The organism is Cellvibrio sp. KY-YJ-3 (assembly GCF_008806955.1).
Classification (GTDB): Bacteria; Pseudomonadota; Gammaproteobacteria; order Pseudomonadales; family Cellvibrionaceae; genus Cellvibrio.
In genome coordinates, this window is sequence record NZ_CP031727.1 from 68,457 (window position 1) to 91,459 (window position 23,003).

25 protein-coding genes and 1 tRNA gene are annotated in these 23,003 nt (G+C 51.0%); 12 read left to right on the forward strand and 14 right to left on the reverse strand.

Features of this window, described 5'->3' with window-relative positions; genetic code table 11:
• Positions 1–24 precede the first annotated feature (24 nt).
• The 4 genes from D0B88_RS00280 to mrcB all read right to left on the reverse strand — a co-directional run bounded on the left by D0B88_RS00280 (position 25) and on the right by mrcB (position 4,261).
• Positions 25–384, reverse strand: a complete 360-nt coding sequence (locus tag D0B88_RS00280) for a hypothetical protein (protein ID WP_151054241.1) — start codon at positions 382–384, stop codon at positions 25–27.
• 17 nt (positions 385–401) lie between these two features.
• Positions 402–950 (reverse strand): RNA polymerase sigma factor, encoded by a 549-nt coding sequence (locus D0B88_RS00285; protein ID WP_151054243.1) that lies wholly within the window; start codon positions 948–950, stop codon positions 402–404.
• Positions 951–956: 6 nt separating this feature from the next.
• Positions 957–1,718 (reverse strand): DUF6249 domain-containing protein, encoded by a 762-nt coding sequence (locus tag D0B88_RS00290; RefSeq protein ID WP_151054245.1) that lies wholly within the window; start codon positions 1,716–1,718, stop codon positions 957–959.
• 194 nt (positions 1,719–1,912) lie between these two features.
• Positions 1,913–4,261: a penicillin-binding protein 1B gene (mrcB, locus tag D0B88_RS00295; protein WP_151054247.1), complete on the reverse strand. Its 2,349-nt coding sequence runs from the start codon at positions 4,259–4,261 to the stop codon at positions 1,913–1,915.
• Positions 4,262–4,488: 227 nt separating this feature from the next.
• Between mrcB and D0B88_RS00300 the strand changes: the two genes are divergently transcribed.
• The gene (locus tag D0B88_RS00300; protein WP_151054249.1) at positions 4,489–5,490 is read left to right on the forward strand and encodes an adenosine kinase; all 1,002 of its coding nucleotides are present in this window, start codon (positions 4,489–4,491) and stop codon (positions 5,488–5,490) included.
• Positions 5,491–5,542: 52 nt separating this feature from the next.
• Here the strand turns inward: D0B88_RS00300 and D0B88_RS00305 are convergent, their stop codons facing one another.
• The 8 genes from D0B88_RS00305 to hemA form a co-directional block, all read right to left on the reverse strand.
• Complete coding sequence (locus tag D0B88_RS00305) at positions 5,543–5,719, reverse strand: PLDc N-terminal domain-containing protein (protein WP_151054251.1); 177 nt, start codon at positions 5,717–5,719, stop codon at positions 5,543–5,545.
• Between the two features lie 45 nt (positions 5,720–5,764).
• The gene (locus D0B88_RS00310) at positions 5,765–6,175 is read right to left on the reverse strand and encodes a DUF1294 domain-containing protein (protein WP_151054253.1); all 411 of its coding nucleotides are present in this window, start codon (positions 6,173–6,175) and stop codon (positions 5,765–5,767) included.
• Between the two features lie 85 nt (positions 6,176–6,260).
• Entirely contained in the window at positions 6,261–6,821 is a 561-nt protein-coding gene (locus D0B88_RS00315; RefSeq protein ID WP_007644655.1) for a TIGR00645 family protein, read from the reverse strand.
• A gap of 116 nt (positions 6,822–6,937) precedes the next feature.
• Entirely contained in the window at positions 6,938–7,690 is a 753-nt protein-coding gene (locus D0B88_RS00320) for a molybdopterin-synthase adenylyltransferase MoeB (protein ID WP_151054255.1), read from the reverse strand.
• Positions 7,691–7,693: 3 nt separating this feature from the next.
• Complete coding sequence (gene prmC, locus D0B88_RS00325; protein WP_151054257.1) at positions 7,694–8,551, reverse strand: peptide chain release factor N(5)-glutamine methyltransferase; 858 nt, start codon at positions 8,549–8,551, stop codon at positions 7,694–7,696.
• A 7-nt stretch (positions 8,552–8,558) separates the two neighbouring features.
• Entirely contained in the window at positions 8,559–8,894 is a 336-nt protein-coding gene (locus D0B88_RS00330) for an antibiotic biosynthesis monooxygenase (RefSeq protein ID WP_040393250.1), read from the reverse strand.
• 5 nt (positions 8,895–8,899) lie between these two features.
• A complete protein-coding gene (gene prfA / locus D0B88_RS00335) occupies positions 8,900–9,982 on the reverse strand; it encodes a peptide chain release factor 1 (protein ID WP_007644649.1) in 1,083 nt (360 codons plus the stop codon).
• Complete coding sequence (gene hemA / locus D0B88_RS00340; RefSeq protein WP_151054260.1) at positions 9,982–11,307, reverse strand: glutamyl-tRNA reductase; 1,326 nt, start codon at positions 11,305–11,307, stop codon at positions 9,982–9,984. Before hemA ends, prfA begins: the two co-directional genes overlap by 1 nt.
• A 153-nt stretch (positions 11,308–11,460) precedes the next feature.
• Between hemA and D0B88_RS00345 the strand changes: the two genes are divergently transcribed.
• From D0B88_RS00345 to D0B88_RS00395, 11 genes are all read left to right on the forward strand, one after another.
• A complete protein-coding gene (locus D0B88_RS00345) occupies positions 11,461–11,997 on the forward strand; it encodes an exonuclease domain-containing protein (protein WP_151054262.1) in 537 nt (178 codons plus the stop codon).
• A 136-nt stretch (positions 11,998–12,133) separates the two neighbouring features.
• Positions 12,134–13,873: a tetratricopeptide repeat protein gene (locus tag D0B88_RS00350; protein ID WP_151054264.1), complete on the forward strand. Its 1,740-nt coding sequence runs from the start codon at positions 12,134–12,136 to the stop codon at positions 13,871–13,873.
• Entirely contained in the window at positions 13,870–14,475 is a 606-nt protein-coding gene (lolB, locus tag D0B88_RS00355) for a lipoprotein insertase outer membrane protein LolB (protein WP_151054266.1), read from the forward strand. The genes D0B88_RS00350 and lolB overlap by 4 nt, the downstream gene beginning before the upstream one ends.
• Before the next feature lie 30 nt (positions 14,476–14,505).
• Positions 14,506–15,351 carry a 4-(cytidine 5'-diphospho)-2-C-methyl-D-erythritol kinase gene (gene ispE / locus D0B88_RS00360; RefSeq protein ID WP_007644641.1) on the forward strand — a complete coding sequence of 282 codons (846 nt, stop codon included), beginning with the start codon at positions 14,506–14,508 and terminating at the stop codon, positions 15,349–15,351.
• An 11-nt stretch (positions 15,352–15,362) separates the two neighbouring features.
• A tRNA-Gln gene (locus tag D0B88_RS00365) sits at positions 15,363–15,437 on the forward strand.
• Positions 15,438–15,636: 199 nt separating this feature from the next.
• Complete coding sequence (locus D0B88_RS00370; RefSeq protein WP_191966477.1) at positions 15,637–16,578, forward strand: ribose-phosphate pyrophosphokinase; 942 nt, start codon at positions 15,637–15,639, stop codon at positions 16,576–16,578.
• Positions 16,579–16,689: 111 nt separating this feature from the next.
• Positions 16,690–17,298 (forward strand): 50S ribosomal protein L25/general stress protein Ctc, encoded by a 609-nt coding sequence (locus D0B88_RS00375; protein ID WP_007644639.1) that lies wholly within the window; start codon positions 16,690–16,692, stop codon positions 17,296–17,298.
• 135 nt (positions 17,299–17,433) lie between these two features.
• Complete coding sequence (pth, locus tag D0B88_RS00380; RefSeq protein WP_151054268.1) at positions 17,434–18,042, forward strand: aminoacyl-tRNA hydrolase; 609 nt, start codon at positions 17,434–17,436, stop codon at positions 18,040–18,042.
• A 99-nt stretch (positions 18,043–18,141) separates the two neighbouring features.
• Positions 18,142–19,233 carry a redox-regulated ATPase YchF gene (ychF, locus tag D0B88_RS00385; protein ID WP_007644634.1) on the forward strand — a complete coding sequence of 364 codons (1,092 nt, stop codon included), beginning with the start codon at positions 18,142–18,144 and terminating at the stop codon, positions 19,231–19,233.
• 195 nt (positions 19,234–19,428) lie between these two features.
• Entirely contained in the window at positions 19,429–20,577 is a 1,149-nt protein-coding gene (locus tag D0B88_RS00390; protein ID WP_151054270.1) for a GGDEF domain-containing protein, read from the forward strand.
• 123 nt (positions 20,578–20,700) lie between these two features.
• Positions 20,701–20,967 (forward strand): hypothetical protein, encoded by a 267-nt coding sequence (locus D0B88_RS00395; protein WP_151054272.1) that lies wholly within the window; start codon positions 20,701–20,703, stop codon positions 20,965–20,967.
• 52 nt (positions 20,968–21,019) lie between these two features.
• On the opposite strand, the gene D0B88_RS00400 is transcribed toward D0B88_RS00395, so the two are convergent.
• Positions 21,020–21,736 carry a hypothetical protein gene (locus tag D0B88_RS00400; protein WP_151054274.1) on the reverse strand — a complete coding sequence of 239 codons (717 nt, stop codon included), beginning with the start codon at positions 21,734–21,736 and terminating at the stop codon, positions 21,020–21,022.
• Positions 21,729–22,886: an ATP/GTP-binding protein gene (locus tag D0B88_RS00405; protein WP_225318468.1), complete on the reverse strand. Its 1,158-nt coding sequence runs from the start codon at positions 22,884–22,886 to the stop codon at positions 21,729–21,731. The genes D0B88_RS00400 and D0B88_RS00405 overlap by 8 nt, the downstream gene beginning before the upstream one ends.
• Between the last annotated feature and the right edge of the window lie 117 nt (positions 22,887–23,003).

Consider the following 23,003-nt stretch of genomic DNA (forward strand, 5'->3'; position numbering starts at 1 on the left):
CAGATATATACACAGGCATTAAATTCAGGCGTCGCTATTCAACAACCAGGCGACAGGTGCAACTACCAGCGCGATAAATACCGCCAGCGCAAGCGTGATAAGGCTGCTCACATCCAACAATAAAAACCAGGCGTAAACCGGCTGAACCAAGTCGCGCCAGGGAAGATGGCGGAGCACCAGAAACGCAATCAAGGCAACAGGCAACGCGATAATGGTTTTTTCCAACCAGGGGTTAAGTGTTTTCTGCACGGGCAGCGCCGCCATTAACTGCGAGGTAAAACCATTGTCGTCAATATAATCGGCGCACAATTGCTGACGCAGAAAATCATCAAAACGATCCGCCTGCAGGCTATTGCTATTTATCATGTCATTGTCATTCATCATCAACCTCACGTGGCTGGTTAGTGCGGCAGCGCATCCTGCCAGGATGCCAGCAGGGTTTGCAGTTTGGCTTTGCCGCGCGCTATGTGGGTTTTTACCGTACCGAGTGGAATACCCATGATACTCGCCGCCTCCTCGTGGGAAAAGCCGTCTTCGTAACAGAGGCGCAGTGCCAATTGCTGCCCGGCGCTCAAGGTTTGCATGGCTGCCTCCACGTCTCTTTGAGCATGAAACTGTTTAACACTGCACTGTTCTGCTTCGATCTCTTCGTTCCCGTCGAGTTCACACCATTCAATTTTTTTGGCGCGCCAGCGGTTGGCCGCAATATTAAAGGCGATGCGATACAGCCAAGTGGAGAACTTGGCTTCCGCGCGGAACGCACCGAGCGCAGCATAGGCCTTCATAAAGGTCTCTTGCGCCAGGTCATCGGCGAGGTGGGTATCGCCGTTGCACAAGCGCCGCGCCCAAATACGCAGTGCCGACTGGTAGCGCAGGACCAGCTGCGCAAAGGCATGCTGGTCCCGGCGGCTTACCACCCGCGCAATTAATTCCTGATCGGAAAGGGACATTGCCGCTTAGTCCTGCTGCTCAACCTGTGGTGCAAGCGGCTGCCCGGCTTTGGGCTGGTTGAGGTACCAAATCAGCACTTGGGATATGCCCAGCGCAATCCAGATAAAACCAATTGCGCCTATATCAATACCGGCGAGGATAGTCAGGAAAATCGCCCAGCCAGCACCGAGGCAAATATTGCGGATGCCCTTGCTGCGATTGCTATTGTCGTCGGCCCCCTTAGGTTCGTCGCCGCGCAGCAACTCCACCGGAATATCGCGCCCGGCGGCGAGCAACTTGTCGATATTGGAATTGATGCTCTGCTGGCGCACCGCTCTGGCGCGATAGCGCTGCACAATCAATAAGGCGACCAGGAAAATCGGCCCGCCGAAAATAAAAATCACCGCCAGAATCGGGATCAACATTGCCAGCTCAAACGCGCCTTTGTAATTTGCTTCGTCATCATGACCTTCACCAAAGGCATGTTTGAGGCCCATTTCAAATTCGCGCTCCCAATCGCCGTGACGATGGTGATCTGGAGGTTCGTGAGCAGGAGATGCAATCGGCGCAGGTGCGGCGATGGGGGCAGGTTGTGCATCTGGCGCAGCGGCGCTTGAGGCAGGTGCAATTGCATCTGCGGCACCAGTGTCGGCCGATTCAATCGGCACCGGGGTGCCTTCCAATTCCGCAGCCTGGGCTGAAATGGCGTGCGCCAACGGCAAACAGCCGACAAGCGCCAGACCAAGTGCACCCAATAGGTGACGGGAGAAGCGTGGAAGTAATGTCATGGGAAAACCTCTCAGGAAAAATCCGGGCAGGATGGTGATTATTGCCCCCAACTCACCAACTAAGACACAGTCTAGCGAGCGTCAGATTCACCTGAGTGATTTATTTTTGGAGCGCGGTTTGGGGGGAACCCTTTAGGCTGCTCTTTATTGATCTGTCTATTCAACTCATTGTTAAATAATTGAATAACAGCGGCTTAGTTGACCAGCCGCTGCCAGAAGTTTTTCACCGGATTATTGCTGTTAGGCAGCAAGCAATCCGCCGATTGTTGTGGGCGGGCATCATCCCGCAGCGGCAACCACAGGGCACCGATACAACCTTCCGCACTGAGCTTGCCGGTGGCGCCATCCAACCAATCGAAACTGACGCCGGGTGGCGGTTCTTGCGGCAGGCTCTGGCTGGGCAGCTGCTTCATAAACTCAGCCCACACTTGCAAGGCGCCGCCCGCACCACTGAGCGGGGTTGCACTATTATCATCGCGCCCCAGCCAGACCACCGCCAGATGCTCGCCACTGTAACCGGCAAACCAGCTGTCGCGCTGATCGTTGGTAGTACCGGTTTTACCTGCCACTTCAAGGCTAGCAGGCAACTGGTTGTAGGCGCTGCGCCCGGTGCCCTCGCGCATGGTGCGCTGCATGGCGTATTGCAATTGGAAACTGGTCTCGGCAGCAAAACGCTGCTCTAATTCCAGTGGGTAACGTTTTAATGGCTTGCCGTCGGCCGCCAATACTTCGCGAATCGCATTGAGCGGGGTATAGACGCCATCAGCCGCCAGGGTGTGGTAAATACCGGCCACTTCCAGTGGCGACATTTCAATCGAGCCCAGCAACATGGCGGGCAGCGCGGGCACCTTACCTTCATAACCTGCGCGCTTTACCACATCCGCAACCGTATCCAGCCCCAGCGTCATGCCCAAACGGGCGGTTGCCTGGTTGTAGGAAAATGCCAGCGCTTTATAAAAGGGGATATCGCCGTGATCTTTTTTGTCGGCATTTTGTGGCGCCCACCACTTGCCACCGGATTTGTAACTCACCGGTGCATCACTGACTGTCGTGGCCAAATTGTATTTGTGCGGTTGCTCCAGCGCCGCGAGAAACACAAAGGGTTTCATCAGGGAACCGATTTGGCGTTTGGCGTCCAGCGCGCGGTTAAACCCGGTAAAGCGCGGATCGCGATCCCCCAGGAGCGCCAGAATCTCGCCGCCACCCACCGAGGTCACCACCATGCTGGCCTGTACGCCCTTGGTGTTGAAGCGTTTTTCCAAGTCCGGCAGACGGGTCGTCATAGCGCGCTCGGCTTGACGCTGCACCATCGGCGATAAGCTGGTAAAAATACGCAAACCTTCGCTGCGCAAATCCGCCTCGTTGTAATCCTCATTCAATTGACGTTTCACCAACTCCATAAACGCCGGATAGGTGGTGCTGCGCGATTCCCCTTCGGCGACTATGCCTAATGGTGCTGCCTGCGCGCGCTTGAGTTGCTGCTCGTCAATCAGCCCCTCCTCTTTCATTACACCCAGCACCACATTGCGCCGCGCTTTGGCGCGCTCGGGGTTGCGCCAGGGGTTGTAATAGGAGGCACCTTTCACCAAGCCCACCAAGAGTGCGAGTTCATGAACCTCCAACTCACGCAACGGTTGGCGGAAATAATGCTGCGCCCCCAGGGCAAAACCGTTAATCGAACGCGCGCCGCTCTGACCTAAAAACACTTCGTTGATGTAGGTCTCCAGAATTTCGGATTTGCTGTAATGCACTTCCAGCAAGACCGCCATAATCGCTTCGGGAATTTTACGCCGCAGCAAACTCTGCTCATTGGTGAGGTAGAAGTTTTTCACCAACTGCTGGGTGATGGTACTGCCGCCCTGTACTACACCACCGCTCGATGCATTTACCCAAGCCGCGCGCAAAATCGCCAAGGGTGATACACCGTGGTGGTCGAGAAAATGTTTGTCCTCCACGGCCAACAAGGTTTCGCCGAGCAGCGGCGGCAAATCTGCCAGACGCACCAACAAGCGATCCTCTTTATCGGCGGGATAAAAACCGCCAATTTCTTCCGGCTCCAACCGTACCAGCGGCAAATCTGCGCCCGCCAAATCAATCAAACCCTGCACACTGCCATTGGCGACGCGCAACATAAATTTATGCGCCGGCTCTTTTTTATCCCAGAAATCAAAACCGCGACTGTGAATGTGATAAGTCACTTCGCTGCTAGTCGCGCTGACTTTTTTCACCACCTGCCCCGGCGCATTAATACTGCCTTCAAAGCGATAACCCAGCGCGCGCAGCTCCTGTTCAAACAGTCCGGGGGTCAGTGACTGGCCAACGTACAACTCCAGCGGCCGCGCATAAACACGCGCCGGCAGCGACCATTTTTTACCTTCAAATTTTGCGCGCACCACCGAATCCAAATACAGCGTCCAAATGCCCAACAACGCTACCAACAGCAGCGTGGCGTAAAGAATCCAGATGCGTACCAGCGCCCAGCCAGTGCGTGGTGCGCGAGGGGTGGATTTAGTGCGACGGTTATTAGTGCGACGTTTGGTCATGGAAAAATCTTAATGGTGATAAAGGCAGAATGGTGTTTGCAGTAGCAGCAAAGAGTGGGCGCAAGTTTACCCGCCACACCCAGTGATTGCGAGGAGCAATAATGCAAAGTGCTGCACAGCGAGCGGTTGTGCTTTATCGACCAAGGCGAATTTTGCATAATGCGGCCCACTGTGGCACTCAGGGCTACTTTCTCCCGCAATATTCTCCCGCAAAAGGTTAACTGCGTATGAACAAGCACTATCACATCTACGGCATAGGCGCGGCACTGGTCGATACCGAAATTACCCTCACCGATGCTGACCTCACACGCATGGCCGTTGCCAAAGGAGTGATGACGCTGGTAGATGAAGCGCGCCAAAACACACTTATGGATTATTTGAGCGATCACCTGGTTGCATCACATCGCGCCAGCGGTGGCTCGGCGGCCAATACCATCATCGCCGCCAGTTATTTTGGCTGTAATAATTTTTATTCGTGCAAAGTCGCCAACGATGAAAACGGCGCGTTCTATCTGGACGATATTCAAGCCGCCGGTGTGGCAACCCCGGCACACATCACACCGCCCGCCGGTATTACTGGCAAATGCTTGGTGATGATTACCCCCGATGCCGAGCGCACCATGAATACCTTTCTCGGTATTAGCGAAACACTCTCGGTGAATGAACTGGATGTGGGTGCAGTTGCAAAATCCCACTACGTTTACATTGAAGGCTATTTGGTGAGTTCCACCACTGGTCGCGCGGCGGCGATTGAATTGCGCAAACAGGCCGAAGCCAACCACACCAAAACGGCATTGAGTTTGTCTGACCCGGCAATGGTGCAATTTTTTTACGACGGTTTGGTGGAAATGATTGGCGAGGGTGTGGATTTAATTTTCTGCAACCGCGACGAAGCCATCGGCTTTACCAAAACACACTCGCTTGAAGAAGCTTGTATTGGGCTGAAAAAATATTGCAAACAATTTGCGATTACCTGCGGTGCAGACGGTGCGCTGGTTTTTGATGGCAATGAATTGATTCAGGTTGCCGGCGCTGCCGCGACACCAGTAGATACCAACGGCGCTGGCGATATGTTTGCCGGTGCGTTTTTGTATGCCATCAACCAGGGCAAAGATTTTAAAACCGCAGCAGAGTTTGCCAATATTGCCGCCGCCAAAGTGGTGTCACAATTTGGCCCGCGCTTGAAACCAGAGCAATATGCAGAATTAAAAGAAGGTTTTTTTAACTAAGGGACATTGCAGGATGGACAGAGCCAAAGCAATGCCCATCCTATTCTTCAGATTATTTTGGACCAAACAAAAACCACAAAATAAACCCGAGCAGTGGCAACAACAATAACACCACAATCCAGATCACTTTATTTCCCGTGCTTGCACTACTTTGTGTTGTTTTTACAATGGCGTAAACAACACAAATCAACAAAATAAGACCTAATAACCCACCGACTTCAACGTTCATAACCAACTCCTATTGCGTGAATTTATCGCGAAACGCTGACAGCACTTAACTAAACAATGATACCAGCCACTTGCCGTCCATAAACAACCAATCAAACCATAACACCTGGTGAGACAGCACTATCAACCAAAATACCGACAAAAAGGATATTTTTTTGGTTTTGTGGCGAAATTGTTGCTGTGCCACAAACGCACCAGGCCAACCACCCACCAATGCACACAAATGTAAACTCGCTTCGGGAACACGCCATTCATTGCGCTGCGCGCGGCGTTTGTCGGTCCAGTAAAAGTAATAAGCGAGCAGACTGGCAGATACTATCACTAACAGCGGCACCACCGTTTTGTGGCGGAGCAACAGGTCAGTTACACCTGCAACAGGCAGAGCAGCCAATACAATACAAAGCGCCCAGGGAATAGACTTTTTTGCGGACTTATGCCGAGTGGATTTGGCGATCATAGAGGCACAAGGTTTGAGGAAGGAAAAGCAGGCAACTTATTGCCAGTAACCGTGGGCAGCTTTCACCGCCCACGCGAACCGTTAATTAATGTCCATTTTTATTGGCAGAGCTCACACGCTGCATCAACAAATCGGTGTAAGCAATACCAATTGCTGACGCAATAAATGCCATGTGAATAATGGTCTGCCACATCACACCTTCTTCAGTAAATTTCGCATCGGGCATACCAATGTTGCCAGCCTCAATAAAGGTTTTTAACAAGTGGATGGAGGAGATGCCGATAATCGCCATAGCCAACTTTACTTTTAATACCGTGGCATTAACGTGACTTAACCACTCGGGTTGATCCGGGTGCCCATCCAAACGCAGGCGCGACACAAACGTTTCATACCCCCCCACAATTACCATCACCAACAGGTTAGAAATCATCACCACATCGATCAAGCCCAAAACAATCAACATAATGGCTTGTTCGTTGAGTGAGTTAATATCCATCACCAAATGCGCCAGCTCTTTCAGAAACAAAAATACGTAGGCGCATTGGGCGATAATCAAACCCAGATACAGGGGTAGCTGCAACCAGCGCGAACCAAAAATGAGGGCAGGAAAAAAACCGGTTTTGTATACGGGAGGAACGTCGTTCATTGTTACACCTTTAAAGTCGATAGATAGAAAGTTGAATAAAAAATGCGAGAAAAATTTGTTAGCGTCAATATAGAGACGCGATGATAAAAAACAAGCTTTTTACACAGCACTGGGCTTTAGGCCGACGCACACTGGCTGCATACCGGGCAATTGTGATCTTTCGGCAACTTCAATTCGCGCCACTGGCTATGGCGTGCATCCAGCAGCAGCAAACGCCCGGCAAGACTGGAGCCAAAGCCACAAATTAATTTGATGGTTTCCAATGCCTGCATCGAACCGATAATCCCTACCAGCGGGGCGAGCACGCCGTTTGCTGCACAAGTTAGATCATCGCTATCTTCTTCATATAAACAGCGATAACAGGGGCTGGTTTCAGCGCGTGCATCAAACACCGCGACCTGCCCTTCCAACCGAATTGCGGCGCCCGATACCAACGGTACTTTTGCAGCAACACAGGCGGCGTTAATCGCAAAACGGGTTTGGAAATTATCGGTGCAATCCGCCACCACCGTAGCCAATTTAACCTGTGCAACAAGCTCATCGGCATCGAGCAATTTTTCGATGGTTTCAATTTTTACGTCGGGGTTTAGTTCGCGTAAGGTCTGCGCTGCCGAGGCCGCTTTGTTCATACCGATACGCGCCGTAGTATGCACAATTTGACGTTGCAGATTGGTTAAATCCACCGCATCAAAATCCACCAGTGTTAAGTGGCCAACACCGGCCGCCGCTAAATACATCGCGACCGGCGAACCCAAACCACCCAAGCCAATAATTAATACTCGCGCGGCTAATAACTTGTCCTGCCCATCGAGATCGACATCGGGCAGCATTATCTGGCGTGAGTAGCGCAGCAGTTGTTCGTCATTCATGGTTTACTCCTGACCTTTCCTGCCCAGTGTGATACGTTCGTTGCCGCCCAAATCGCGCCGGGTTTCCACCTGCACAAACCCACGCTGGCGAAATAATTCCCGGACTGCGTGTGCTTGATCGTAACCATGTTCCAGCAACAACCACCCCTGCAAATTTAGATAATCCCAAGCCTGCTGAATAATCAGTTCGATATCCGCCAAGCCATGGTTAGCGGCAATTAATGCCGAGCGCGGTTCAAAACGCACATCACCCTGCGCTAAATGCGGATCTTGCGGATCAATATACGGCGGGTTGCTGACAATCACATCAAATGCTTGTGCGCCAACGTTTTCAAACCAATCACTCTGTGCGATGGCAACATGATTAAAACCCAAAGCCGCACGATTGTATTCCGCGAGTGCAACGGCATCCGCCGAGAAATCCACCCCCAGTAATTTCCAGTGCGGTTTTTCGCTGGCGATGGCTAACACAATTGCACCAGTGCCTGTGCCTAAATCCAAACCGCGACGAGCTTGCTGCGGCGCATCCTGCGCAAATAAATCCAACACCGTTTCTACTAACAACTCGGTGTCCGGGCGTGGAATCAAGGTGGAATTATTCACGGCGAGTGGCAGCGACCAGAATTCGCGCATGCCGATAATATGTGCAATCGGCTCGCCGGATTTACGGCGCGTGAAAAATTGCAAAAACTCTTCTTCCTGTTCGGGCGATAAGGTTTTTTCCGGCCAGGTAAAAAGGTAAGTGCGATTTTTTTGCAGGATATGACAGAGGATTAATTCAATATCCAAGCGCGCCGAATCACTGAGGGATTCAAGTTCATAGGCGCGCTGTAAACATTGTGCAACGGTGATGTTGCTCATAGGGGAGTCACGCAGGCCGGTGCTTTAATGAATCAGTCGGATGCGCAAATGTACCATCGCCATAAGCGCGCAATACCTGCGCGATCACAACTTGATAACCATTTAACCAATTGGCCTGTGCAGCCTTGGCTTCCAGATGTTTCGGGTGCTGCATCAGTTCATGCAAGCCGTCCATTGTTTCCCAATAATACACATTGGAGACGCGCCCGGTTTCAGGATTTTCCCAGGCTTCTTCCCCAATATAACCCTGGGTATTTTTGGCGACCTCAGCGATGCTTTTATCCAATTCATAAAACGCATCATCGAATTGCTTTTTATCAAAAATGAACGTTGCCGAATACATAATCATTAATCCGCAATCGCCGCTAATTGATCGGCTTGATATTCATTTGCCAGCGGCCCGACCACCGGATCGAGATCGCCCTGCATAATCGCATCCAACGAATAAAGCGTGAGGTTAATGCGATGATCAGTCACGCGCCCTTGCGGATAGTTGTAAGTGCGAATACGTTCGGAGCGATCACCGGAGCCGACCAGATTGCGGCGCTCATCGGAGAGTGATTTATGCGCAGCATCTTCCTGCATGGTTTTTAATTTGGTGGCGAGCAAACTCATCGCACGCGCGCGGTTTTTATGCTGCGAGCGTTCATCCTGACACTCAATAACCAGGCCAGTCGGCAAATGCACAATCCGAATTGCCGAGTCGGTTTTATTAACGTGCTGACCACCGGCACCGGACGCACGGAAGGTATCAATACGCAAATCGGCTTTGTTGATATTGATCTCTTCCATTTCATCCGCTTCCGGCATCACTGCCACAGTGCAAGCGGAGGTATGGATACGACCTTGGGATTCAGTTTCCGGCACGCGTTGTACCCGGTGTGCGCCCGATTCAAATTTTAATTTTGAATACACGCCCTGCCCGCTTACCAGCGTAATAATTTCTTTAAAGCCGCCGTGTTCACCTTCGTTCTGGCTGAGCACTTCCACTCGCCAGCCTTGCGTTTCAGCATAGCGCGAATACATACGGAATAAATCGCCAGAGAAAATTGCCGCTTCATCACCACCAGTGCCAGCGCGAATTTCCAGATAACAATTTTTTTCGTCATTCGGATCTTTGGGCAGCAGCAGTTTTTGCAATTCCAGCTGCATCGGCTCAAGTTGCGCTTCGCAATCTTTTAACTCTTCCTCGGCCATTTCTTTCATATCGTCATCGCCGTCCACCAGCAGGTGTTTGGCTTCTTCGATATTGGCAAGCAGATTTAAATAATTTTGATAGCCTTGCACCACCGGCTCTAACTCGGCGTACTCTTTGGAGAGATCGCGGAATCGGTTTTGGTTATTGATGATGTCCGCTTCCGACAACATGGCACTGACTTCTTCGTAGCGCTCTTTAAGGCGATCCAGTTTTTCTAAAATAGACGCTTTCATTATGGCTCACTTGCATCGCTGCTTTTGTCGGCAGCGGGGTTAACAGATTCTTCAGACGCGTTTGGGAATTCAGAGTCTAACGACAAGTCAAACAACTCGTGCGCCACCTGCAATACATGGTGACGCGAACTGGCACTCGCCTCTTTTAATACGGTGGTGGGCGAGTGAATTAATTTGTTGGTGAGGTTGCGTGCAAATTGCTGCAGCACCTGCTCGGCATTGGCACCCCCCTGCAAACTGCGCAGCGCTTTTTGCAACTCCATATCGCGCAGCTGCTCCGCTTTTTGGCGATAGGCTTTTACCGTTCCCACCGCTGTGAGCGCGCGCTGGTGACGCAAAAATTGCTCCACTCCCTCGCTGATAATATCTTCCGCTTGATCAGCAGCGGCAACGCGGGATTTTTTGTTTTCATCAATCACCGCGTGCAAATCATCCACGGTGTAAAGGTACACATCGTCGAGCTCACCGACCTGTTCTTCAATATCGCGCGGTACGGCGATGTCGAGCATAAACATCGGTTTGTGTTTGCGCTTTTTCAGGGCAGATTCCACCGCCCCCTTGCCTAATAAGGGCAATTGGCTGGCAGTGGAGGAGATGACGATATCCGCACGCTGCAAATGTTCGGGGATATCCGCCAGCAAAATCGCCTCGCCGTTAAACTCCCGCGCAAGGCGCTGGGCGCGATCCAAGGTGCGGTTGGCGACAATAATATGTTTGATGCCCTGCTCCACCAAATGACGCGCCACCAATTCGATGGTTTCACCCGCGCCGATCAGCAGCGCTGTGTCCTGCTTTAAATTAGAGAAAATCTGCTGCGCCAGACTCACTGCGGCGTAAGCCACTGACACCGGGTTTTCACCAATCGCGGTTTCGGTACGCACCCGCTTGGCGATATTAAAAACCTGCTGGAAGGTCGCATGTAATTCCGCGCCGAGGGTGCCTGCTTCTTTCGCCACCGCAAAAGCTGACTTCATTTGGCCCAAAATTTGCGGTTCACCCAGCACTAGCGAATCCAGACCACCGGCCACTTTCATCATATGGCGCACCGCGTTGTGATTCTCATAGCAGTAGTAGCTATTCGCCAGGTCAGCCGCTTCTATCGCGGTATGGGCGACCAACCACTGCTGAATCGCCTGGGCGTCACTCTCACTGGTGGCATAAATCTCCGTGCGATTGCAGGTAGAGAGGATCGCCACTTCGGTTAAACCCGCCTGCGCACAGGCCTCCTGCAGTGCGGACTGCAGGTTTTCCGGCGCAAAGGCAACCCGCTCGCGCAGGGCAAGAGGTGCAGTGGTATGGTTTATGCCAAAGGCTAACAGGGTCATCGAAGGCGCTAGTTGTGATTTAGGGCGGTATTGTCGGGTTCGCAGCTTGGCGTGACAAGAGGCAAGCGGATAATCCCATCATAAACACTGGCTATTTTTTGCAGGAAGATCACAAGACACACCCTATACTGAAATGCACTCAAAGGATTCTTTATGCGCCATCACCCCTGCCCAACCATTATCGACATTGAAGCCTCCGGCTTTGGCTCCCGCAGTTACCCTATTGAAATCGGGGCAATCAAGGCCAATGGCGAGCGCTACTGTGCGCTAATAAAACCGCAGGATGAGTGGCAGCACTGGTCAAGCGACGCAGAGGCAATGCATGGTATCAGTCGCGATGTGCTCTGCGGGCGCGGCAAACCAGTGCGACAGGTATGCACGGAGCTGAATCAGTTTTTAGGTGAGATCACCGCTTACAGCGATGCCTGGACCCACGATAGCGCCTGGCTTAACTGCCTGTTTTTTGCGGGGCGCATCCAGCCTCTCTTCCACCTCAGCCCAATAGAAATGATTGCCAGCGAAGCCCAACTGCTGATTTGGGATGCCACCAAAAAGAAGCTGGCAAAAGAACATGGGGCGCGCCGCCACCGCGCGAGCGTGGATGCACACCTGATCCAACAAACCTATTTGCGTACCCGCACCCGCCTGCAAGCTGAACCACAACTCGCGCTACGCGGCGGATTGCTCTGAGCCTCCGCCGACACACCGAATACCCTCACTTAACGATTAATGACAACTGTCCCCTTTTTATAAGCCAGTCGCCCGTTTATCATGTCCAGCCGCGCCTCCATTTACGGCGCACTTTCACTCCCGCTACTGGTCGAACATGATCAAACACCGCCCGCTGATACTGTCGAGCATGACCCTCTACTGGGTATTGAGTGGCTGCAGCCTGCCCGCCAGTCGCACCGTTGCCGCCGTAGATCAGACACCTGAGCCAAGCGCGCCGGCAGCGGAGGTGCGCGTTCAGATCCCCGCCCGCCCCTTCCCAACCGAAACACTTTATTCACTGCTCACGGCTGAAATTGCCGGTAGTCGGGCGCAATATGATCTGGCACTGGGCAACTATGTGCAGCAGGCGCGTGAAACCCGTGACCCGCAGGTGGCGGAGCGCGCCACACTGATCGCGCGCTACCTGAACGATTATTCCACCGCATTGGAAATGGCCAAGCTGTGGACGAATGCCGTCCCCCACAACCAGGATGCACTGGCCAACGCGTCGCTGGCACACCTGCAACTCGGGCAATTACGTGAAGCTTTTGAGTTTTCACGCCGCCTGCTGGATGAAGGTGGAGAGCCACTGTTTCAAAATATCGCCGCCAGCGCCGCCAGTGTTGACGATGCGGCCCGGACGAAATTGCTGGAGGATTTTGCGCACGAATTGGAGCAGCACCCTGAAGATGAGCAACTGCTGGTCGGCACCGGGATATTGCTACAACAAAGCGGCGACTATGACGCAGCAATGCAACAGGTTCACAAAACCCTGAAGCTGCACCCGCGCAGTATCCCCGCGGCTATTTTGGAAGCAAACCTGCTGCACCAACTCAAGCGCGACCAGGAAGCGATTGCCAAAATGGCAAGCCTGCTGGAGTTCTACCCGGAAAATACCAGCCTGCGCCAACAATACGCGCGCATCCTGACCCACCATGATATGACTCTGGCGCAGGAACAGTTCGCGATCCTCAGCCAGCAATTGCCGGGCAATGGCGATATGTTGCTCTCCCTGGGCATTATTGCCCTGGAGCGCCGCGATCTGGATACCGCGCGCGCCAGCTTCGAGGAATTACTGGATCGCGATCAACATATAGCTGCCGCCCACTATTATTTAGGGCGGATGGCGGAAGCGCGCAACGACCTGCAAGAGGCGATCATCCACTACCTGCAAGTAAATAGCGGCAATGATTTCCTCTCGGCCACCCTGCAGTTGCTAGATATTTTTGTCCGACTGGAGGATTTCCTCAGCGCCGAGCAGCACATGAATCGCGTGCGCTTGCGCTTTCCCGATCAAAGTGAAGCTCTGTATGTATTGCACGGCCAAACACTCATCAAACACAACTATTTGACCCAAGCCGAGCAAGTACTTAGCGACGGACTGACCAGCTTCCCCAGCAGCACGCACCTGCTGTTTGCTCGCGCCATGCTCAACAACGAACGCCAACGCCTGCCCGCCACCGAGCGCGACTTGCGTCAGATCCTCAAACAAGACAGCGACAACGTGGCCGCACTTAACTCGCTCGGCTACATACTCGCGGACCGCACCCAGCGCTACAGTGAAGCCTATGAGCTGCTGGAAAAAGCATTGCGCCTGAAACCGGATGATGCCGCGATTATCGACTCCATGGGCTGGCTCTACTATCGCACCGGCAAATACCCGGAAGCGCTGAGCCACCTGCGCCAAGCTTACGAGGCATCGCCCAATGCTGAGATTGGCGCGCACCTGGGCGAAGTGCTGTGGGTGATAGGCGAGACCGAAGAAGCGCGCCGCGTCTGGCGCGAAGCACAACAGCTGGAGCCAGACAACGCCACCATCCGCGAAACACTCAACCGCCTGAAGGCCGATTTATGATGCAACGCTGTTTTATCTGCCTGCTGCTATTAGTGACCATCAGCGGCTGCGCCCAGCGCGGCACATTTGCACCACCGCCGGATCTGGTCGCCCACCAGCAGCAATTACAGCGCATCACCCACTGGGAACTGAACGGCAAGCTGGGTATTCGCACCCCGGACGAAAGCGGCAGCGCCTCGCTCAAGTGGGCCCAACAACTCGCTGATTACCAAATCAACCTCAGTGGCCCACTCGGCCAAAAGCGGATGATTATTACCGGCACACCCGGTAAGGTGCGCCTCGAACAAACCGGCAGCGACACACTGGAAGCTAAAAGTGCCGAGTCGCTTATTAAAGAAGCGGCGGGCTGGACACTACCGGTAGCGCAACTCACCTACTGGGTGCGCGGTGTTCCCGCCCCCAAACAACGCATCACCCACTTGCAACAAAATGAGTCCGGGCTGATCGCGCAACTCCAGCAGGGCGGCTGGTCCATCACCTATAACAACTACAAAAACTACAACCACCGCGACCAAGCCTTTTCCCTGCCCGGCAAAATCACTGCAGAACATGACGATGTCCGCCTGATTCTGGTAATTCGCGATTGGCAGCTGGGCAACTAAGCCGCCCATCAGTGCCATTGGATTTGATTTATGAGTAGCTTGACGCTGTTATCCCCCGCCAAACTCAACTTGTTTTTGCATATCACCGGCCGCCGCGCCGATGGTTATCACAACCTGCAAACGCTGTTTCAATTGCTCGATTACGGCGATGAAATGACCTTTAACACCCGCAGCGATGGCCAAATCACCCTCTCGCCCGAGTTGCCTGGTGTCGCCTTCGAGCAAAATTTAATTATCAAAGCCGTGCGTAAACTCGAAGCCTATAAAAGCGCAGCGGCCGGTGTAGATATCCAATTGCAAAAACGCCTGCCCATGGGCGGCGGTATTGGCGGTGGTAGCAGTAATGCAGCCACAACTCTTGTCGCCCTCAATCATTTATGGAATTGCGGGCTCACCAAAAACCAGCTGCAAACAATCGGTTTACAACTCGGTGCCGATGTTCCCGTTTTTATCAATGCGCAAACCGCATGGGCCGAAGGGGTTGGCGAAGCACTTGAGCCTATTAAAATGCAGCCAAAATGGTTTTTGGTTGTGCAACCTGACTGCCATGTATCCACTGCAGAAATTTTTTTACATAAAGATTTGACAAGAGATACGTCGGCCATTAAAGTGGCGGCCTTCCTTGAGCGGGGCGGTAAAAATGACTGCGAAGCCCTAGTGAGAAAGCTCTACCAGCAGGTAGATAAAGCACTCATTTGGCTACAGAAATTTGATCGTAACGCGAGAATGACGGGAACCGGAGCATGCGTTTTTGCAAGCTTTGAGTCGGCAGAAAAAGCACAGCAAGTGCAGGCATTATTGCCCAGTGATCTGCCCGGTTTTGTAGCACAAGGTGTAAATCAATCACCGCTCTACAAACTGCTTCCGCCAAACTAATCAAGTACAACAGGGGCGTCGCCAAGTGGTAAGGCAGCGGGTTTTGATCCCGCCATTCGTAGGTTCGAGTCCTTCCGCCCCTGCCATCTATTTCTCATCATGATCATTCAAAAACTTCTCCTTTTATCCAGTCGAAATTGCCAATTTGGCTAGGATTTCCTAGGGTAAAAAACTCTGTTTTGCGCAGAAAGACTTTTTGCTGACAGACTTTTTATAGACAGAAAGTATCGGCTCTGGCATTCAAGCACCAACAATCACCCCAGCAATCACCAAAAGGTATCTGACGTGACTGACTTAATGGTCTTTACCGGCAACGCAAACCCTGACCTCGCCAAAAAAATTGTTGATCACCTGGGCATGCCGCTTGGCAATGTTTCCGTGTCGCAATTTTCCGATGGTGAAATTGCGGTGGAGCTGCACGATAACGTGCGTGGTCGCGATGTATTTGTGGTGCAACCCACCTGCGCGCCCACTAACGATAACCTGATGGAATTGATTGTAATGGTCGACGCATTGCGTCGCGCCTCCGCTGGCCGCATCACCGCTGTGGTCCCCTACTTCGGTTATGCCCGCCAGGATCGCCGCGTACGTTCCGCGCGCGTGCCTATCACCGCCAAAGTAGTGGCTGACATGATGGTGGGTGTAGGTGTTGACCGTGTGCTTACCGTTGACCTGCACGCCGAACAAATCCAGGGCTTCTTTGATGTTCCTGTTGATAACGTCTACGGCTCACCCGTATTGCTGGAAGATATAGAAGCACAAAAATTTGAAGACCTGATTGTGGTATCCCCTGACATCGGCGGCGTAGTACGCGCCCGTGCGGTAGCCAAACAATTGGGCATTGACCTGGCGATTATCGATAAACGTCGCCCGCGCGCCAACGTCGCCGAAGTCATGCATATTATCGGTGAAGTCGATGGCCGCACCTGCCTGTTGGTAGACGACATTATCGACACCGCCGGCACCCTGTGCAGCGCCGCCAAAGCACTGAAAGCCCAAGGCGCCAAAAAAGTGGTGGCCTACTGTACTCACCCGGTGCTATCGGGCAAGGCGATTGAAAACCTGAACAATTCCGAGCTGGATCAGTTGGTCGTTGCCGACTCCATCCCGCTCAGCGAAGCGGCTAAAAACTGCCCGCGCATTCGTAGCTTGACCCTGTCAAGAATGCTCGCCGAAGCGGTGCGTCGCTTGAGCAATGAAGAATCCCTGAGTGCCATGTTTCGCTAATACTTAGCAGACACAGCACCTGGTAAACCACCGTACAACATAGTGTTGTACGGTTACTGAAACCCGGTAGATTCTGGTCGCGGATCTACACGGAAAATTGAGGACGTAATCATGTCTGAAGACTTTAAATTAGATGCAACAGCCCGTAACGATTTGGGGAAAGGTGCGAGCCGCCGCCTGCGTCGTTTGGCAAAACAAGTTCCTGCGGTAATTTACGGCGGTAACGTAGCGCCAATCAGCGTTTCAGTTTCTGAAAACGAATTGATGAAGCACTTGGAACACGAAGCATTTTACTCGCACATCATCAGCCTGAATGTTGATGGTGCTGCGCAAGATGTGATCCTGAAAGATGTACAGCGTCACCCATCCAAGCCAGTGGTTCTGCACCTGGACTTCCTGCGCATTGACAAGTCAACCAAGGTACACACTCACGTACCTCTGCACTTCATCAATGAAGCTGGTTCTAAAGGCGTGAAAATCCAAGGCGGCAAAGTGGTTCACAACCTTACCCAATTGGACATCATCTGCTTCCCACACCAGTTGCCAGAGTTTATTGAAGTAGACTTGGCTGATGCTGAAGTTGGCACCATCATCCATATTTCTGACCTGAAACTGCCTGCTGGCGTTGTTTCTGCTGACCTGCAAAAAGGCGCAGACCACAACCTGGCTGTTGCAACCATTCAGAAGCCGAAAGGTGGTGCAGAAGGCGAAGAAGCGTAATTGCTTTTTTACCGCTGCTGAAAAGGGCTGGATCTTCGGATCCGGCCTTTTTTTTGCCTGCCATTACAGCGACAATGCGCGCCGCATAGTTCCTCAACGCCGCTGGCGAATCCCATTTAAAATCAAGGTTCAACCATGACCAACGAGATTCAATTAATTGTCGGCCTCGGCAACCCGGGCAGCGAATACGACCGCACTCGCCACAATGCAGGGCAGGATTTTGTGATCGAATTGGCCCGTAAACTCGGCGCCACACTCAATACCGACAGTAAATATTTTGGCCTGACAGCACGCGTCAACTACCAAGGGCACGATTTGCGCTTATTGATCCCCACCACTTACATGAACCGCAGCGGGCAGGCAGTGGGGACACTGGCGAATTTTTTCAAAATAGAACCGGCTGCCATTCTGGTAGCACACGACGAACTGGATCTCGCACCCGGCGTAGCGCGTTTTAAACAGGGTGGTGGCCACGGTGGTCACAACGGCCTGCGCGATATCATCGCCGCACTCGGCAATAACCCCAATTTTCCGCGTCTTCGTCTGGGTATTGGCCACCCCGGCGTTGCCGCGCAAGTTGCTAACTTTGTACTCAAACGCGCCCCGGCCGCCGAGCAGGAACTGACTGATGAGGCGATCAACCGCGCAATCCACTGCCTACCCGATGCCCTCAAGGGGGATTGGAATACGGCGATGAAAAACCTGCATACCGATCCTAAAAAAAGCGAGCCTCAAAAAACCTGACCTGTCTATAGCGGGCGCGAGCCTATATAATCGCGCAACTTTCTTACCATGCTTTTTGCGGCTCCTTTTTCTTTCTTATATTTATAGTGGACACACACCATGGGTTTTAACTGCGGCATAGTCGGCCTGCCCAACGTCGGCAAATCAACACTCTTTAATGCATTGACCAATGCCGGTATCAGCGCGGAAAACTTTCCCTTCTGCACCATCGAACCCAACGCCGGTATCGTAGTAGTGCCCGATCCTCGCCAGGACAAACTCGCTGAAATCGTGAAACCCGAGCGCATTGTTCCCACTACCATGGAATTTATCGATATCGCCGGGATTGTCGCGGGCGCATCCAAAGGTGAAGGCCTGGGCAATAAATTCCTCGCTAACATCCGCGAGACCGATGCCATCGCCCACGTCGTGCGCTGCTTTGATGACGACAACGTGATTCACGTAGCCAACGGCGTAAACCCGGCTGCGGATATTGAAGTTATCAATACTGAACTCGCACTCGCCGACCTCGAAGCCGTGGATAAAGCCATCAATCGCTACGCCAAATCGGCCAAAGGCGGTGACAAACACGCCATGGCGATCAAAGCGCTGCTGGAAAAAGTCCAGCCACATTTGAACGAAGCCAAACCGCTGCGCTCCTTCCCGCTCGACAAAGAAGAAGTGGCGATGCTGAAAGAGATCAACCTGCTCACCCTCAAGCCAACTATGTATATCGCCAACGTGGCGGAAAATGGTTTTGAAAATAATCCGCATTTGGATGTGGTGCGCAAAATCGCGGAAGAAGAAAAATCTGTCGTAGTGCCGATTTGCAACAAACTGGAAGCCGATATCGCAGAACTGGAAGGCGACGACAAAAAAGAATTCCTCGCCGAAATGGGCATGGAAGAGCCAGGCCTGAACCGCGTAATTCGCGCTGGCTACCAGTTACTCGGCCTGCAAACTTACTTCACCGCCGGGGTAAAAGAAGTGCGCGCCTGGACCATTCCTATCGGCGCCACCGCCCCCCAAGCCGCAGGTGTAATTCACACCGACTTTGAAAAAGGTTTTATCCGCGCCGAAACCATCGCTTACGAAGACTTTGTTCAGTACAAAGGCGAACAGGGCGCAAAAAACGCCGGTAAGTCACGCAAAGAAGGCAAGGAATACGTAGTAAAAGACGGTGACGTACTGCACTTTTTGTTTAACGTCTAATTCCGTCCAGTATTTGCACCCACAAAACGCCGCCCCACAACCATCGGGCGGCGTTTTTTTATGCGCAACACTGGCTATGACATAGCCATAGGGTATCAGCGCAAGTGGGTACATGATTGGAGAGTATAAGAAAGATGATTTAGGCGAAGTATAATAACTCTCACCTCACAGTCCTTACGAATAGCAGGGCACATCATGGCGCTGCTCGACACGGTCAATGTCATCGGCTCGACCATCTATTTTGTGTTTGTGATATTACTGGCATGGTTGAGCACGATTCCGCGCACCAGCCCCGGCGCTGGTTGCTGGGCTATTGCCATTTTATTTGGCATGAGCGCTCGCCTCAGCCTTCTATTACTTCCGCAACTACTGCCAGCAGAAAATATCGATCACATTTATGCATTTTTTATCTTGCTGGAAAAATGTTTTTTATTAATTGGCGCATTTCAATTTCTAAACCTTCGCCATTTAATACGTCCTTATTTGTTGTTTATTGCGTGCGGATTTTTGTGGCTAGCAATCACTTTTTTAGCAGAATCAAACCGTATTTTATTTTCGCTAGGCTTTGGCATTATTAACGCTGCCGCATTATTTTTACTCGCCTATATTTGTTATCGCGAGCGCGACAATATTCCACACCGCATTATGAACATCACCAGTATTATTTGTTTGCTGCTGGGTATTCACTGGCTCACTTACCCCCTGTTACGCTTTACCGACTTCTGGCAAGTGCCTGGTTTTTTATTGGGCACCACACTGGTACTACTGGAATACCTGTGTTTAATTTCAGCGGTACTACTGCAATTTCAAAAACGCTTATTGGAGGCAGAGCGCAACGCGCTTGAACTCGCGTATCACGATCCACTCACCGGCTTGAACAACCAGCGCTACATGACCACCCTGTTTGAACAAGCATTAGTTCTCGCCCTCCGCCCGCATCAAATGCTCGCGGTTTTTTACATTGATCTGGATAACTTCAAACCGATTAACGACAGCGCCGGTCATCACGTCGGCGACGAAGTATTAAAAGTTATCGCCAAACGTTTAGTCGAACACACCCGCAGCACCGATATTTGCGCCCGCATGGGCGGCGACGAATTTGTGGTTATCGCCACTCAATTGGAAACCGAAGAGCAAGTCAAACAAGTCGCCAACAAAATCCTCCAACAATGCTGCACGCCGGTGGAAATCAATAAAAACCACTACCACCTGGGCGCCAGCATCGGCATCAGCATCTACCCCCAACACGGCAATGACCTGGCTCAACTATTACAAAATGCCGACGACGCGATGTACCAAGTGAAAAAAAATGGCAAAAGTGGGTTTCAGGTTTTTGATGGGTGAGTAATGTCGCGTAATTCCCCTTTCATAAGCTTTAATGATAATCTTATCGCGCTCAAACATTGACCGTAGGGTGCGCCAAGCGCAGTAACCCGCCGCCTCATCAGTAGGTGGCAAGGAGTCCAAATGCGTAGACCCATCCTGTTGCTGATCATCATGGCAATCGCCTATTCCCAAAGCGAAATCATGTCGCCAGACATCATCAAAGGTGTGATGTTTCCCCTGCTATTTTCTGCCGCATTATTGATATTGCTTATCTGGCTTATACGTCTATCTCATAGTAATCGCAGGGGCGATGGGGGATCGGGGGATTCAGGTGGTGGTTTTTACTCAAGTGGAAAAAGTAATGATAGGGATTTGGGAGACGGTGGTGGGGATGGTGGCGGAGATTAACGCATTTATATAATCACACCACTCAACTTCTCACAGAGAATAACTAGCATCTTCACTCAAACAACACATTATTGCCAAAGTACTCACGAATGAATAACGGAAAAGCACTAAGCACATAAATTTCAGCTGCTCTTTCCATAAGTTCAGATTGCGCAACAAATATTTGCAGTTGGCTTGGGCAGTCTGGATCCTCTAGGCATGTTATTTTCTGCGATTTAATTAAACTGTAGCGAATTAAGTCCATCCAGTTTTGATGGGATATTTTCCGATAGTCCTGCGGAATAGCCTGACGTCGTGATTCAGACAATTGCTTGTAAGTCGCACCATCACATTTATTAATTGCTATTTTTAGATCGACAAAATCTGCAAATGTAGCCACATCACGCAGCGCTTCGACCATCGGATAACTAATATATAACTTCCCGTGCTCAGTTTCTTCTGTGAACTTCACTAGCATTTGTGCAAGGTTAGGGAGTGAGAAATGATTATCTTGGGGTTCCATATCAAAAAATAAAAACACCTGCGCTATTTCATCGCGCTCGATGCCAGCCAATACATCTTTATTGGCTGGCACAGTGGCTGACTCGCGAACCAACTCGACAACATCCAAATCATCATCTTGTTGTAACTCATGTAGTAAATGGTACAGATCATTGCCGTAAGAGCATTTAATAATCGCTTCCTGTTTAAAAAAATGCTCTTCTACTGATGAAAAATAATGTGGTTCTCGCTTTTCCCCCTCAAAAACACACAATATAGTATTAGCCATTAGTTAATCCCTTATATATCTTTTCCAAGTTATGCGCTTTACGAAGCTCCTTATCAACCAAACTGAAAAATGGGTACATACCTGGCTTTTCATGTTTATGATCAGAGCCAACATTTTTTTGTTGGCTGACATTAGCTCGCACCTCAAAGTAACAATCGGGTCGCAGCAAGTCATTCGACATAATGCCAGTATTGTGGGTAGTTAATACAGTTTGGCAATCCTCAAGAGCAGAAAGTTTTTTCACGATTTCTTTAGCCAGTGCGTGGTGATAAAACGCATCAAACTCATCAATGTAAGCAAAGCTCAACGCACCTTTTTTCAATTTCAACCACCAGAAATAGAAAACCCCTAAAGATTGGGTGCCAGACGATGCAGCCAGCGAAAATTCCACATTGCGTCCATCAAACACAAACTCGATGCGCTCATCATCTTTTGGTCCAGCCTTTTTTAAACGGCATTCAACACCAGACTCGTTGAGAAATGCTTCAAAATCGACCAGATGCCCCGAGTTAATAATTTCTTTAGATAAACGACTGATTTCAAACTCAACACCAAGGTGCTCAGAACGTTTATTGAGCGTACGAAAAAAGACCATTCCTTTTACGAAGCTAATCAATTTTTTAAATGCAATCCCCGCCTTAGTATCTTCAAGAATAGCATTTGCACTCAGATACTTGAGCGCAGATATGGGCGAATCAGACAGGTCATTTTTTAGATGCTCAGCACCTTGAATAGCATAAGTTGCTAAAGCAGATTTGCGGCGGTCAATACTGATGCAGGTTTCCCCATCGATGTCTAACCGCTCATAAACAAGCGTACTTACATCCTTTTTTCCATAGGAATAAACAACCTCAACACCGTCGAACTCAAACTGATATTTAAACTCCGCCATATCATTACGGTTGTTTGCATTTAGATAGTTGCTGGACAAACTACTGAATGAACTATTACTCGACATATCATTTAAATGGCAGGTCAAGTCCAACATAGCCAAACCTAAATTTGATTTGCCACCACCGTTTAGGCCATAAATGATGGCATGCTTGACGACACCATTTTGAACAGCAAAGGAACTGAACTCGTAATTTTTTGTTGTTCGAAGATCAAACTCAAACCAATCCTCGAAATTGCGAAAGTTTTTGATTTGCACGCAAACAAGCATGATTTTTCTCACAAGAAAATAGATTGCAAATTGATAATCCAAATCCTAACACAAAAAAAGGGGTGCCGTAAAAAAATTACGGCACCCCTTTTTACAGCTTTAGTG